Below are 14039 nucleotides of genomic sequence, written 5' to 3'. Positions count from 1 at the left end.
GGAATGAATCGGCAGACACCGCCGGTCCCCTCGCTCGAAAGGCCGCCATCATGACCACCTCCGTCACCGCCCCGGCACCCATCACCGCGAGCGCTCGGCAGCCGCTGCCGGCGCGCATCCAGCCCGCCTACACCACCCGCTTCGTCGGCGCCGCCGTCGAGGCGAACCGCGACGCCTTCCACCTCGTCTCGGGCGCCGAGGTGCACCCGCAGGCCGGCGACGTTGTCGTCGCCCGCGTCACGAAGATCGGCAATCACAAGCGCATCGAGACGCCCGAGTCGCGCAAGGCGATCCTGTTCGGCGACCACATCGTCATGGTCGCCTACGGCAACCGCTACGCCGCCGACCAGTTCCTCGCCCACGTGCCCGCCGACCTCGGCCCTTGCCACCTCGTCGCCGCCGGCGGCATCGCGGGCGCGGTCGAGACCCAGCACGACCGCATCGGTGCGCCGACGCAGCTCGAGCCGCTCGGCCTGCTCGCCGACGACCACGGCGTCGTGAACCTGCGTGACTACGCGCCGTTCACGGCATCCGCCACCGACGCGCCCGAGCGCCCGCTCGGCGCCCGCGGCCGCAAGCGCCCCGAGGTGATCGCGGTGCTCGGCACCTCGATGAACTCGGGCAAGTCGACCTCGATGGCGACGCTCATCAACGGCCTCACGAAGTCGGGCCTGCGCGTTACGGCGGGCAAGGCGACCGGCACCGGCGCGGGCAACGACCCGACGATCTACCGCGACGCGGGCGCCGAGACCGTGCTCGACTTCAGCGACTTCGGCTTCGGCACGACGTTCAAGCTGCCAATGCCGCAGATTCGCGCGATCACCTTCGGGCTCATCGAGCAGCTCGCGGCGGCCGACCCCGACGTCGTCGTGGTCGAGATCGCCGACGGCGTGTTTCAGGGCGAGACCTCGCAGCTGCTGCGCGACCCGGGCTTCCACGCCGCGGTCGACCACGTCGTGTTCTCGGCCGTCGACGCGCTCGGCGCCCTCGCCGGGGTGCGCGAGCTGCAGTCGGCGGGCCTGCGCGTGAGCGCCGCGACCGGCGTCATGACCTCGTCGCCGCTCGCGAGCACCGAGGCCCGTGCCGTGCTCGACCCGCTCGGCGTGCGCGTGCTCGGCACCTTCGACCTCACGGCACCCGAGGTGGCGGTGTCGCTGCTCGAGCGGGCGAAGTAGTGGCCGACTCGACGCCGAAGATGCCCGCCGTGTGGCGGGGCCGGCGCCGTGGCATGCTGCTCACCCTCGTCGGGCTCGGCGTCGCGCAGGCGGCCCTCGCGCTCGTGATGGCCTTCAGCGTGGATGCGGTGCTCGGCGGCACCGGGGATGCCTCGGCCTGGCTCGCGCTCGTCGCACTCGTCACCTCGGTGCTGCTCATCGGCATCGCGCGCTGGGCCGAGCGGATCGTCGCCGAGTCGCTCGGACAGGACTACGTGTTCGAGCAGCGTCGCCACCTCGTCGCGGCCGCGCTCGGCAATGTGGGCAACCGCTCGCTCGGCGTCATCGTCACCCGCGCCTCGAACGACCTCAACGCGGTGCGCAACTGGATCGCGCAGGGCATCGTGCCGCTGTGCACCGGGCTCAGCCTCATCGTCGTCGTCATCGGCGTGCTCGCCGTGACGCAGCCGCTCGTCGCCCTCGCGATCGCGGTGCCGATCGGCCTCATGGCGCTCGTGCTGCCGCGGCTCGCTCAGCTCGCCCACGACCGAGCCCGCGCGCTGCGCCGCCAGCGCGGCAAGATGTCGGGGCACATCGCCGACACCGCTCGCGCCGGCGAATCGGTGCGCATCGCGGGGGCCGTGCGCCGCGAGCTCAGCGCCGTCGACCGCGCCTCGGCCCGGGTGGTGGATGCGGCGGTGCACCGCGCGCAGGTCACCGGCCTCGTGCGCGCGCTCACGGTCACGACGGCGTCGCTGTGCACCGCCGCGGTCGTGCTGCTCGCGTTGCTCGGGCAGATCGAGGCGGCCGCGGTCGCCTCGGCGATGACGCTGCTCGGCGTCATGGCGACGCCGATGTCCGACCTCGGCCGCGTCGTCGAATACCGCCAGAACTACCGCGCGGCCCGGCGCATCCTCGCCCCGATGCTCGCGCAGGCGCGCGAGCTCACCGCCGCCGAGCGCGCCCGCGAGCGCGAGTGGCGCCGCTCGCACGGGGATGCGGGCGCGCCCGCCGGCACCGGCAAGCTCCATATCGAGGGCGTGCGCCCCGGCGGCGTCGCGGTGCCCGAGCTGCGCGCCGAGCCGGGCGAACGCGTGCTGCTGCGCTCCGAGCATCCGCCCCTCGTGCGCCGCGTGCTCGCCGAGCTGCTCGAGGGCGACCCCGAGTCGGGCGGCACGGTGCGCATCGCCGGTTTCGACCTGCGGCTCGCGCCCGCGCGCTTTCGCCGCCACCTCGTCGGCTTCGCGTCGAACCAGCTGCCACTCGAGCGCGGCTCGCTACGCCGGCTCATCGGCTACCGGCTGCCCGACGCGAGCGACGCCGAGATCTGGCGGGTCGTGCGCGCCGTCGGCCTCGAGCAGCGCATCCGCACCGACCCCCGCGGCCTCGACCGCAAGCTCAAGAACGACGGCGCGCCCTGGTCGAGCGGCGACATCGCGCGGCTCAAACTCGCGCGGGCGCTGCTCGGCACGCCGCCGCTGCTCGTGCTCGAGCACCTCGACTCGGCGCTCGACGCGAGCGGGCTCGAGGCTCTGCGCGGGGTGCTGCGCGAGTATCCCGGCATCGCGCTCGTCGCCTCACACCGGCCCGAAGCGCTCGGCGTGGATGTACGCGACTGGCGCCTCGACGGCACCGACCCGGCCAGCCGCGAGCGCACGGCGGCGGCCGTCGCCGCGTTCGGTCAGCCCCGCGAGGCCGACGACGCGGACGACGAGGAGTAGCCTCCGGGCCGAGTCCGCTACAACCCCCGACCGACGATCGGCGTCGCGCACCTGCGTAGTCTTCAACTCGTGATGGGTTTTGGTGCGCGACGAACGTCGATTACACGGATGCGGTGGCTGCGCGCCGCCGGCGGGTTCGCGCTCGCGGGCCTCGCGCTGACCGCCTGTTCGGGCGGCGGCGAGCGCATCGAGCCCAACGATCACTCGACCGACGCCGCGCAGCAAGTCGCGGAGGCGCCCGAGGTGGAGTCGGTCATCACCGACCTCTTCACCGCGATCGACGAGCACAACGCCGACCGGCTCGACGAGCTCGTGCCCGACTACGACGACGTCGACGTGCAGGTGCCCGACGTGGCGCCCGAGCTCGTCGAAATCGGCGAGATCACGGGCAACACGGGCCACTTCGACGGCGCCTCGGCGACCGTGCAGGTCACCTATTCGCTCGCCGGCGAGGAGGCGTCGTGGGATGCGCAGCTGCGGTACGTCTCGAGCGGCACCGACGACCCGGCCTGGCAGCTCACGAACGCCATCGTCGAGGTCGAGACGCCGAGCAGCGGCGGCAGCGGCCCCTTCGCCGAGTACGAGGTGGTGCCACAGCAGGACGGCATCGAGCTCGACGACAAGATCGACTCGCTGCCGGGCGCGTACCTCTACACCGTGACCCCGCCGACCGATGCCTTTGAGGTGACCACCGACGCCGAGCAGGTGCCGGTGTTCGTCGGCGACCGCGAAAACGAGACCCCGCCGACGCGCGAAGAGATCGCCTCGGCCGCGAGCATCGAGCTGTCGTCGACCGGCGTCGACCTCGTCTCGGGCAAGTACGCCGATGACGTGAACATGTGCTCGGGCTGGTGCAGCGAGCCGGCGAACGACAAGTGGCAGGCGATGGTGTGGTCGCAGGCTGTCGACGGCACCGGCATCTTCACGATCACGACCGGAGCCGGCGCCTCGTCGATCACCCCGGTCGACCGCGACAACCCGGGCGACTGGGAGTCAGCGATTTCCGAGCACGGCGACGCGGCCGCGCAGTACGCCGAGGTAAGCCCGCTCAGCATCGACTACTCGAAGGTGACCTGCTCAAGCACGTCCGCGAGCAGTTGCTCGGTGTCGCAAGCCGACGGCCTGCCGAGCACGCGCGACGCCGTGCGCCTGCTCTACCGCGTCGGCACCGACGGCTCGATCACCCTCGCGGATGTGGCAGGCAACACGTAGGCGCACCGCGGCCCGCACGCCGACTAGACTCAGGGAAGGCGAAATCGCCGCCAGCATCCGTCTGCAAGGAGCCGTCACTTGAGCATCGAGCACGTTCCCGACACCGTTGAGCACGCCGAGGCATCCCCCGAGCGCGAACAGCCGTACGAGGCACTCGGGCTCAAGGCCGACGAATACGCGCAGATTCGCGAACTGCTCGGCCGCCGCCCCACGTCGGGCGAGCTCGCCATGTACTCGGTGATGTGGTCAGAGCACTGCTCGTACAAGTCGTCGAAAAAGTACCTGCGCCAGTTCGGCCAGAAGGTGAACGACAAGATGCGCGAGCACCTGCTCGTCGGCATGGGCGAGAACGCGGGCGTGCTCGACCTCGGCGACGACTGGGCCGTCACCTTCAAGGTCGAGTCGCACAACCACCCGAGCTACATCGAGCCGTTCCAGGGTGCCGCGACCGGCGTCGGCGGCATCGTGCGCGACATTATCTCGATGGGCGCGCGCCCGGTGGCAGTCATGGACGGCCTGCGCTTCGGTGCCATCGACCACCCCGACACCTCGCGCGTCGTGCACGGCGTCGTCGGCGGCATCTCGTTCTACGGCAACTGCCTCGGTCTGCCGAACATCGGCGGCGAGACCTGGTTCGACAAGACCTACCAGGTGAACCCGCTCGTCAACGCGCTCGCCGTGGGCGTGCTCAAGCGCGACGACCTCCACCTCGCAAACGCGCGCGGCGCCGGCAACAAGGTCGTGCTCTTCGGCGCACGCACCGGCGGCGACGGCATCGGCGGCGCCTCGATTCTTGCGTCCGACACCTTCAGCGAGGGCGGCCCGACGAAGCGCCCCGCCGTTCAGGTAGGCGACCCGTTCGCCGAGAAGGTGCTCATCGAGTGCTGCCTCGAACTGTTCGCGAACGACTCGGTTGAGGGTATTCAAGACCTCGGCGCGGCCGGCATCTCGTGCGCCACGTCCGAGCTCGCGGCCGCCGGCGACGGCGGCATGCACATCGACCTCGACAGCGTGCTGCTGCGCGACCCGACGCTCACCGCCGAGGAAATCCTCATGAGCGAGTCGCAGGAGCGCATGATGGCGATCGTCAAGCCCGAGAAGCTCGAGGCGTTCCTTGCCATCACGAGTAAGTGGGAGGTCGAGACCTCCGTGCTCGGCGAGGTGAACGACTCCGGTCGCCTCACGATTGACTGGCGCGGCGGCCGCATCGTCGACGTCGACCCGCGCACCGTCGCCGTCGACTCGCCGGTCTACGACCGCCCGGTTGTCTACCCGACGTGGATCGAAGCGCTCCAGGCGAACAACGCCGAGGGCCTCCCCCGCCCGACATCGAGCGAAGAGCTCAAGGCACAGTTCCTGACGCTGCTCGGCTCGCCGAACGCGGCCGACCCGGCGTGGATCACCGACCAGTACGACCGCTACGTGCTCGGCAACACCGCCTTCGCCTACCCGGAGGACGCCGGCGTCGTGCGCGTCGACGAGTCGACCGGCATGGGCGTCGCCCTCGCGATGGATGCGAACGGCCGCTACGCCCAGCTCGACCCCCGTGCGGGTGCGCGACTCGCGCTCGCCGAGGCGTTCCGTAACGTCGCCGCGACCGGCGCCGCGCCGATGGCGGTCTCGGACTGCCTCAACTTCGGGTCGCCCGAGAACCCCGAGGTGATGTGGCAGTTCAAGGAGGCCGTTGAGGGCCTCGCCGACGGCTGCCTCGAGCTCTCGATTCCGGTCACCGGCGGCAACGTGTCGTTCTACAACCAGACGGGCGATGTGCCCATCCACCCCACCCCCGTCGTTGCGGTGCTCGGCAAGTTCGACGACGTCGCGCGCCGCGTGCCGAACGGCTGGCAGGAGGAGGGCCACAACCTCTACCTGCTCGGCGAGACCCACACCGAGCTCTCGGGCTCGCTCTGGGCGGATGCGGTGCACGGCCACCTCGGCGGCCACCCGCCGGTCGTCGACTTCGATCGCGAGCAGGCACTCGCCGACCTCATCGACGGCGCCTCGCGCCAGGGCATCCTCGGCTCGTCGCACGACCTCTCTGAGGGCGGGCTCGCGCTCGCGCTCGCCGAGTGCGTGACGCGCTTCGGCATCGGCGCGCGCGTCGTGCTCGACGAGATCATCTCGCGCGACCACGTCGACGCCGCGACCGCGCTCTTCTCGGAGTCGACCAGCCGCGTGCTCGTGTCGGTGCCGCGCGAAGAAGACGTGAAGTTCACGTACATGTGCGAGGCGCGCGGCTTCCCCGTGGTCCGCATCGGCGTCTCCGACGGCGTGGATGCGGATGCGCAGCTCGAGGTGCAGGGCCAGTTCACCGTGCCGGTCGCGACGCTCCGCGAACTGCGCGGCGCGACGCTGCCGAAGCGCTTCGGCGAGCGCGTCGAGGCGTAGCGTTTTCCGGCGCGCAACGCGCGTCGTTTATTCTGCGCAGCATGCGTGATGGGCAGAGCGCGGCGGTGCCGTGGTGGAAGAACTTGTGGACCTGGGTGGTCGTTGCGGGCGCGGTCATTGCGATTGTCGTGGTGATTCGCGTCGCAGCGCCGACCGTTGAGGCGAAATCGGGCACACCCGACAGCGACTCCGCGGCAACCCCCGCGGCTCCCGCCTACGACGGCACCGCCCTCGCGAGCGAGAGCGAGCAGGCCGTGCTCGACGCGTACGAGGTCGACGAGTTCAGCGAGATCGAGGCGACCGACAACACGACGATACTCATGGCATACATCGACTCGTGGGACTCGTTCAGCGAGGGCCGCGTCACCGTCGTGCTCAGCGAAAAGGTGCGCCCTAACGACCTCGAGGCGTTCGCAACAACCGTGCTCGAGCACGCCGGGGGAGTCACCGGCCTCGACGCCGTGGTCGCCGTCGACAACGAGGGCCTCGCCATGTCGGCCGACCGCACCGAGGGGCCGTAGCAGGTGCGGGCAACCGCATCCACAGGCGATGGGCACGTTGCGCCCAGTTTCACGCGGCCCTCGCTCGGTACGGTGAGTTGAAGCGATCGGTAATCTGCCTTTGGCTTCCCAAGGGCCGAGTTGCGGCCCGCGACGAAAACAGGTACCGATCATCTCTCCCACCGCCACGCCCGTTGTTAGCGGGTTCGGTCCGTTGCGCACGACCAAGCGCGCCGACACCACCGACTTCCCTCCCATCGCGAAGGCCTACACCGAGGTCTCGGCCGTGGTGCGCGAGACCGGCCTGCTGCGCCGCACGCCCTGGTTCTACGGCCTCGTCGGCCTCGCGATCGTGCTCGCGCTCGGCGGCGCGGTGACCGGCTTCATCCTGCTCGGCCCGAGCTGGTTCCAGCTGCTCATCGCCGCGGCCCTCGGCATCATCTTCACGCAGGTCGCGTTCCTCGCCCACGAGGCGGCGCACCGCCAGATCCTCGAGTCGGGCCCGTCGAACAAGCGACTCGGGCGCATCCTCGCCTGCAGCATCGGCATGAGCTACGCGTGGTGGGATTCGAAGCACACGCGCCACCACGCGAACCCGAACCGCATGCGCAAAGACCCCGACATCGCGGTCGACACCATTTCCTTCCTCGAAGAGGATGCGGTCGAGGCCCGTGGGCTCCGGCGGGCCATTACGAAGCGCCAGGGCTGGTTCTTCTTCCCGCTGCTCACGCTCGAGGGGTTCAACCTGCACCTCCACAGCTTCAAGCACCTCTTCCAGCGCGGCCCGGTCAACGGCCGCTGGACCGAGCTCGGCATCATCTTCGCGCGCTTCGTGCTGCTGCTCACGCCGATCTTCCTGTTCCTGCCCGTCGGCATGGCGTTCGCGTTCCTCGGCGTGCTCTACGCCGTGTTCGGCGTCTACATGGGCGCGTCGTTTGCCCCGAACCACAAGGGCATGCCGGTCATCGCCGAGGGCGCGAAGCTCGACTTCTTCAGCAAGCAGGTGCGCACCTCGCGCAACATCCGCGGCGGCTGGTGGGCCACCTGGCTCATGGGCGGGCTCAACTACCAGGTCGAGCACCACCTCTTCCCGAGCATGCCGCGGCCGCACCTCGCGAAGGCCCGCGAGATCGTGCGCCAGCACTGCAAGACCCTCGGCGTGCCCTACACCGAGACCTCGCTCTGGCGCTCGTACGCAATCGTGATCGAGTACCTCAACCGGGTGGGGCTCGCGGCGCGCGACCCCTTCGACTGCCCGGCCGCGCAGCAGTTCCGGCGGGTCTAGGCAGGGTTCAACACCCGCCGAGTTTGACTGCCCGAACTCGAAACTTTGGTACGGTTCATGCGTGTCGAACGCGCCGCTCTCGCCGAGCAACCTCAGCTACCTCAAGGCCGTCTGGGCCCTCGGCGAGTGGTCGCATGAACCGGTGACGGCGACGATGATCGCGGCCCGCGTCGGCGTGCGCACGTCGACGGCGTCGGATGCGATCAAGAAGCTCTCGGAGCGCGGTCTGCTCGACCACGCGCCCTACGGTGCTGTGACGCTGACCGAGGAGGGCACCGTGCACGCGGTGCAAACAGTCCGCCGCCACCGACTCATAGAAACCTTCCTGGTCGAGGCCCTCGGCTACCGCTGGGATCAGGTCCACGACGAGGCCGAGCGGCTCGAGAACGAGGTCTCGGACTTCATGATCGAGCGCATCGACGCCTCACTCGGCAACCCGCGGCGCGACCCGCACGGCGACCCCATCCCGGGCCCCGACGGCACCGTCGACAGGCCCGAGGCGACCCCGCTGAGCGAGGCAAAGCCGGGGCAGTCGCTGCTCGTCGAGCGCGTCTCCGACAGCGACCCAGCACTGCTCGAATACCTCGCCGAGCAGGGCGTCATCTACGGCGCTGAGCTCGAGGTGCAGGGCTCGGCCCCGTTCACCGACACGGTCAGCCTCACGGTGCAGCCCACCGGCGCGAGCCTGTCGATCAGCTCGACGGCCGCGCAAGAAGTCTGGGTGAGCGAGCGCGCGTAACGCGCCCTACTGCATCCCAAACTGCAGCACGATCAGGCCGATGTTGAGCACGATGATCGCCGCGGTGATGATCCAGGCGAGCGCCGTCGTCCACCACGCGTTGACCGCCTCGCCCATGACCGATCTGCGCGCGGTGAGCCAGACGAGCGGCACGAGCGCGAACGGGATGCCGAACGAGAGGATGACCTGGCTCCAGACGAGCGCCTGGGTCGGGTCGACGCCGATCGCGAGCACGATGATCGCGGGGATGATGGTGATGAGCCGGCGCGTCAGCAGCCGCATACCGCGGTTGAGCAGGCCGCCCATGATGTCGCTGCCGGCGTAGGCGCCGACCGCGGTCGAGGCGATGCCCGAGGCGAGCAGGCCGATCGCGAACATCCAGGCCGCCGTCGTGCCGAGCGCCTGCTCGAGCGCGGCGTGCGCGCCATCGAGCGTGTCGGTGCCCTCGACGCCGGGCAGCACGGTCGCCGCGACAAGCAGCATCGCGAGGTTCACCGAGCCCGCGATCGTGAGCGCGATGGTGACATCGACGCGGGTCGCACGCAGGAGCGTGCGCAGCGACTTTTTCGTACCGACGCCGAAGCGGTCGCGGGCGAGCGAGGAGTGCGCGTAGATCGCGTGGGGCATGACGGTCGCGCCGAGGATGCTCGCGGCGAGCAGCACCGAGTCGGCACCCTCGAACCGCGGCACCATGCCGCCGAGCACGTCGCCGGCCGCGGGCGGCGCGAGCCAGAGGCTCCAGCAGAAGCCGACCGCGATGACGAGCACGAGGCCGATGATGACGAACTCGAAGGTCTTCGCACCCCGGCGCGACTGAATGAGCAGCAGCACGGTCGAGACGACGCCGGTGATGATCGCGCCGACGACGAGGGGAATGTCGAACATGATCCAGAGCGCGACGGCGCCGCCGATGACCTCGGCGAGGTCGGTCGCGATCGCGACGAACTGCGCCTGCAGACCGTAAAGGATGCGCCCGGCACGATTCGAGATGCGGCGGCCGAGCAGCTCGGCGAGGCTCGCGTGCGTCGCGAGGCCGAGCTTCGCCGAGAGGTACTGCACGAGCCAGGCCGCGACGTTCGCCGCGACGAGCACCCAGACGAGCAGGTAACCGAACTGCGCGCCGGCCGACATGTTCACGGCGACATTGCCCGGGTCGAGATACGCGACACCGGCCACGAGCGCGGGGCCGAGCAACCATGCCGGCTTCGCCTTCGTTGCTCGCTGCGTGACGGTCGTACTCGCCATCGTGTCGTCCACCTTTTCGCCATTTGCGACAAAACTTCGTCGTGCCGAACTTTTGAAAACAGTAGCACCGAATATTTGTCGCGTGTGACGCGGGTCGCTGGCACGACTCACTAAACTGGTGGCGTGAAAACGGTGACGCGCGATGGCTTGGTGCTCTCCTGCACCCTCGCGTTTGCGGCCGGCTACATCGACGCGGTCGGCTTCGTCGCCACCGGCGGCATGTTCGTCTCGTTCATGAGCGGCAACTCGACCCAGGCCGGCGTCGAGTTTTTCCACGACGGCGCCGCCCAGGCGCTACTCGGCTTCGGCCTCGTGCTCGGCTTCCTCGTCGGCGTCACGCTCGCGGGGATGTTCGCGAGCCGCATCGAAGACCACCGGCGGGATGTGGTGGGCACCGCCGCGCTCGCCGTCGCCATCGTCGCGGGGCTCGAGCTCATCGGCTGGTCGTCGCCGTGGTGGTACCTGCTCGTCGCCGCCGCGATGGGCTCGCTCAACACGCTCTACCTCGCCGACGGCCGCGCCCGCGTCGCGATTACCTACGCGACCGGAACGCTCGTGAGCGTCGGGCTCGGCCTCGCCGCGCTGTTCACCGGCGGCTCGAAGGTTGCGTGGCGCCGGCCGCTGCTGCTGTGGGGCTCGCTCGCCGTTGGCGCCGTCGCCGGCGCAGGCCTGCAAGTCGTCCACCACGCGCTCTCGCTCTGCGTCGGCGCAGCCATGCTGTTCGCGATCGCGACAGCCCTCGCCGCGCGCCGCTTCCAGGGGCCTGTTCCCCGCTGGCTGCGCGGCACCGACGCGAGCTAAGACGCGACGCGAGCCGGGCCGGAAACTTTTCCCGCGCATCCAGATGGTTGCCGATGCCACTCACGCCGTTGTAGGCTGACGTCACGGGAAAGCGTTTACCCATCGCATCCCAAATCTCTTACAACGATGTAAGGAGTGCACATGACCAGTGCAACTACTGCAACTCCGGTGATCGACTCACCAGACGCGCCCAAGCCCAAGGCTCGGCGCAGGGCGAAGTCGGGCTGGCTCCAGCAAACGAGCGGCTACGTCTACCCGACCATCTTCCTCGTCATCGCATTCATCGCGTGGTGGATCGTGACCGAGGCGGGCCTGGTCGCCCCGTACATCCTGCCCTCGCCGGCCGACACCCTCGCGGCATTCACCGACAACGCGGCCTACATGTGGCAGCACACCTGGGTGACCACGACCGAGACCCTCATCGGCTTCGCGCTCTCGGTCATCTTCGGTGTGCTCGTGGCCGTCGCGATGGTCTACTCGCGCACCCTCGAGCGCACCTTCTACCCGCTCATCCTGTTCGCCCAGGTGATCCCGAAGATCGCGATCGCGCCGCTGTTCATCGTGTGGATGGGCTTCGGCCCCGAGCCGAAGATCCTCGTGGCCGTGTTGATGGCCTTCTTCCCGATCGTCATCTCGGGCATTAGCGGCCTGCGCACGATCGACCCCGAGATCCTCGAGCTCACGAGCACGATGGGCGCCTCGCGCCTCAAGACCTTCGTCAAGGTGCGCTTTCCCGCCGCGCTGCCCGAGCTGCTCTCGGGCATGAAGGTCGCCGCGACCCTTGCCGTGACCGGTGCGGTCGTCGGTGAGTTCGTCGGCGCGAACGAGGGCCTCGGCTACGTGATCCTCCAGGCCAACGGCAACGTCGACACCGCGATGCTCTTCGCCGCGCTGTTCATCATGTCACTGCTCGGCATCCTGCTCTTCGCCGTCATCATCGTCGCCGAGCGCTTCCTCGTGCCCTGGCACTCGTCCCACCGCAACCTCGAGCAGTAACCCCACCCACGATCACATTCAACGACGAATTCGATCCTCACCAACCCGAGAGGCACTCCATGTTTAAGAAGAAGTCCACCCGAATGGCCCTCGCGGCGGCCGCCACCGGCGCGGCCCTGCTGCTCAGCGCCTGCTCCGGCGGCGCGGGGAACGACGCCGGCGCCACGGCAGCCGACGGCGAAATGACCGACGTCACCCTCATGCTCAACTGGTACCCCTACGGCGAGCACGCCGCGTTCTACTACGGTGTCGACCAGGGCATCTTCGAAGAGCACGGCATCAACCTCACGATCGAGGCCGGCCAGGGCTCGACGAAGACGACGCAGGCCGCGGGCCAGGGCCAGGTCGACTTCGGCTGGGCCGACACCCCCGCGGTGCTCTCGAACATCGACAAGGGCGTCAAGGTGCACAGCGTCGGCGTGTTCCTGCAGACCACCCCCTCGGCCGTGCAGATCTTCACCGACTCGGGCATCACCAAGCCCGAAGACCTCAAGGGCACGACCATCGCCGTATCGGCCGGTGACGCACCGACCACGACGTTCCCGATGTACCTCGAGGCTGCTGGCCTGCAGGAGAGCGACGTCACCCAGCAGAACCTGGATGCGGCCGGCAAGATGGCCGCCATGATCAACGGCCAGGTCGACGGCCTCATCGGCTTCGCCCACGACCAGGGCCCGACCATCGCCGCTGAGAGCGGTAAGGACGTCACCTACCTGCGCTACTCCGACGTCGGCCTCAACTTCTACAGCAACGGCCTCATCGCCAGCGACTCGATGATCAGCGACAACCCCGAGCTCGTCTCGGCGATGGTCGCCGCGACCTCCGAGTCGTTCCAGGCCGCGATCGACGACCCCGAGGGCGCGGTTGCCGCGATGGACGGCAAGGACCCGCAGATGCCCGACGCCGACGTGCTCGCCGAGCAGTGGGCTGGCACCATTGAACTGCTGCAGTCGCCGACCGACGGCGAAGTCACCCCCGGCGTCAACTCGACCACCGACTGGGAGAACACCATCTCGGTGCTCGCCGAGGCGGGCCTCATCGACGAGGCGAAGCCGGTTGACACCTACTTCAACGCCGACTTCCAGCCGGGCGGTGCGGAATGACCCTAATGGCAGATAGAGAGGATGTGGGGACTCGGATGGGATCTCGCAAGGACGTGCTGCTCGATGTCGACAACGTCGGCATCCGGTTCGAGACGAAGCGCCGCCAGGTGCAGGCCCTCGAGCACGTGGACCTCAACGTCAGCCGTGGCGAGTTCATCTCGATTGTGGGCCCCTCGGGCTGCGGCAAGTCGACGCTGCTGCGCGCCGTCGCCGGCCTGACCCTGCCCACCGAGGGCACGATCGAGCTGCGCGGCTCCACGGTCACGAAGCCCCGGCAGGACGTCGGCTTCGTGTTCCAGCGGCCGGCGCTGCTGCCCTGGCGCGACGTGCGCGGCAACATCATGCTGCAGGCCGAGATGCGCAATCTCGACAAGCGCGCCGCGACCCAGCGCTGCGATGAACTGCTCGAACTCACGAGCCTCACCGACTTCGCGAAGGCACTCCCCCACGAGCTATCGGGCGGCATGCAACAGCGCGTCTCGCTCTGCCGCGCGCTGCTCCACGACCCCGACGTGCTGCTCATGGATGAGCCATTCGGAGCCCTGGATGCGCTCACTCGTGAGCACCTCAACGTCGAGCTCCAGCACGTCTGGGCTGAGACCGGCAAGACCGTGTTGCTGGTGACCCACTCGGTGCCCGAGGCTGTCTACCTCGCGAGCCGCGTCGTCGTGATGGGGCCCCGCCCGGGGCGCATCATCGAGGAGTTCGAGGTCGACCTGCCGCACGAGCGCGAGTACGAGCCCACGCTCGAAGACCCGCGCTTTCACGCGGTCGCCGGCCGCGTGCGCGAGCTGCTCGGCAGCCCGATGGGCGGCGACTAGGCGGTCGTTCACTGATAAGCACGGCGTGGGGGGCGCCCCCCCGCAGGGTGGTGGGGGGCCCCCCCGCGCGGGGG

At 69.4% G+C, this 14039-nt stretch carries 12 protein-coding genes; 11 read left to right on the top strand and 1 reads right to left on the bottom strand.

What is annotated here, in order from left to right:
• Positions 1 to 50: 50 nt before the first annotated feature.
• The 7 genes from QM019_RS05065 (at position 51) to QM019_RS05035 (ending at position 8999) form a co-directional block, all read left to right on the top strand.
• Complete coding sequence (locus QM019_RS05065) at positions 51 to 1175, top strand: P-loop NTPase family protein (RefSeq protein ID WP_282852121.1); 1125 nt, start codon at positions 51 to 53, stop codon at positions 1173 to 1175.
• Positions 1175 to 2875, top strand: a complete 1701-nt coding sequence (locus tag QM019_RS05060; RefSeq protein WP_282852120.1) for an ABC transporter transmembrane domain-containing protein — start codon at positions 1175 to 1177, stop codon at positions 2873 to 2875. The genes QM019_RS05065 and QM019_RS05060 overlap by 1 nt, the downstream gene beginning before the upstream one ends.
• 108 nt (positions 2876 to 2983) lie before the next feature.
• Positions 2984 to 4087 (top strand): hypothetical protein, encoded by a 1104-nt coding sequence (locus QM019_RS05055; protein ID WP_282852119.1) that lies wholly within the window; start codon positions 2984 to 2986, stop codon positions 4085 to 4087.
• A gap of 78 nt (positions 4088 to 4165) precedes the next feature.
• Positions 4166 to 6475 (top strand): phosphoribosylformylglycinamidine synthase subunit PurL, encoded by a 2310-nt coding sequence (gene purL, locus QM019_RS05050; protein ID WP_282852118.1) that lies wholly within the window; start codon positions 4166 to 4168, stop codon positions 6473 to 6475.
• Between the two features lie 41 nt (positions 6476 to 6516).
• Positions 6517 to 6996, top strand: coding sequence for a hypothetical protein (locus QM019_RS05045; protein WP_282852117.1), 480 nt, complete (start codon positions 6517 to 6519; stop codon positions 6994 to 6996).
• A gap of 148 nt (positions 6997 to 7144) precedes the next feature.
• The gene (locus tag QM019_RS05040; protein WP_428831959.1) at positions 7145 to 8260 is read left to right on the top strand and encodes a fatty acid desaturase family protein; all 1116 of its coding nucleotides are present in this window, start codon (positions 7145 to 7147) and stop codon (positions 8258 to 8260) included.
• 61 nt (positions 8261 to 8321) lie between these two features.
• On the top strand, positions 8322 to 8999 hold the full coding sequence (locus QM019_RS05035) for a metal-dependent transcriptional regulator (RefSeq protein ID WP_282827294.1): 678 nt from the start codon (positions 8322 to 8324) through the stop codon (positions 8997 to 8999).
• Between the two features lie 6 nt (positions 9000 to 9005).
• On the opposite strand, the gene QM019_RS05030 is transcribed toward QM019_RS05035, so the two are convergent.
• Positions 9006 to 10244, bottom strand: coding sequence for an Nramp family divalent metal transporter (locus QM019_RS05030; RefSeq protein WP_282852116.1), 1239 nt, complete (start codon positions 10242 to 10244; stop codon positions 9006 to 9008).
• Positions 10245 to 10367: 123 nt separating this feature from the next.
• Between QM019_RS05030 and QM019_RS05025 the strand changes: the two genes are divergently transcribed.
• The 4 genes from QM019_RS05025 to QM019_RS05010 all read left to right on the top strand — a co-directional run bounded on the left by QM019_RS05025 (position 10368) and on the right by QM019_RS05010 (position 13965).
• A complete protein-coding gene (locus tag QM019_RS05025; RefSeq protein ID WP_282852115.1) occupies positions 10368 to 11045 on the top strand; it encodes a YoaK family protein in 678 nt (225 codons plus the stop codon).
• A gap of 141 nt (positions 11046 to 11186) precedes the next feature.
• Positions 11187 to 12041, top strand: a complete 855-nt coding sequence (locus tag QM019_RS05020) for an ABC transporter permease (protein ID WP_282852114.1) — start codon at positions 11187 to 11189, stop codon at positions 12039 to 12041.
• 59 nt (positions 12042 to 12100) lie between these two features.
• Positions 12101 to 13144 (top strand): ABC transporter substrate-binding protein, encoded by a 1044-nt coding sequence (locus QM019_RS05015; protein WP_282852113.1) that lies wholly within the window; start codon positions 12101 to 12103, stop codon positions 13142 to 13144.
• A 35-nt stretch (positions 13145 to 13179) separates the two neighbouring features.
• Complete coding sequence (locus QM019_RS05010; protein WP_249386890.1) at positions 13180 to 13965, top strand: ABC transporter ATP-binding protein; 786 nt, start codon at positions 13180 to 13182, stop codon at positions 13963 to 13965.
• Positions 13966 to 14039: the final 74 nt, after the last annotated feature.

It is taken from the genome of Gulosibacter sediminis (genome assembly GCF_030011715.1).
Classification (GTDB): Bacteria; Actinomycetota; Actinomycetes; order Actinomycetales; family Microbacteriaceae; genus Gulosibacter; species Gulosibacter sediminis.
The sequence above is the reverse complement of the archived record's forward strand: the minus strand, read 5'-3'. Positions and strand labels throughout refer to the sequence as shown.

Bases quoted from the DNA above. Each gene is read 5' to 3' on its own strand.
- QM019_RS05065 (WP_282852121.1), top strand. From the start codon at position 51: ATGACCACCTCCGTCACCGCCCCGGCACCCATCACCGCGAGCGCTCGG.
- QM019_RS05055 (WP_282852119.1), top strand. From the start codon at position 2,984: ATGCGGTGGCTGCGCGCCGCCGGCGGGTTCGCGCTCGCGGGCCTCGCG.
- QM019_RS05045 (WP_282852117.1), top strand. From the start codon at position 6,517: ATGCGTGATGGGCAGAGCGCGGCGGTGCCGTGGTGGAAGAACTTGTGG.
- QM019_RS05030 (WP_282852116.1), bottom strand. From the start codon at position 10,244: ATGGCGAGTACGACCGTCACGCAGCGAGCAACGAAGGCGAAGCCGGCA.
- QM019_RS05020 (WP_282852114.1), top strand. From the start codon at position 11,187: ATGACCAGTGCAACTACTGCAACTCCGGTGATCGACTCACCAGACGCG.
- QM019_RS05015 (WP_282852113.1), top strand. From the start codon at position 12,101: ATGTTTAAGAAGAAGTCCACCCGAATGGCCCTCGCGGCGGCCGCCACC.
- QM019_RS05010 (WP_249386890.1), top strand. From the start codon at position 13,180: ATGGGATCTCGCAAGGACGTGCTGCTCGATGTCGACAACGTCGGCATC.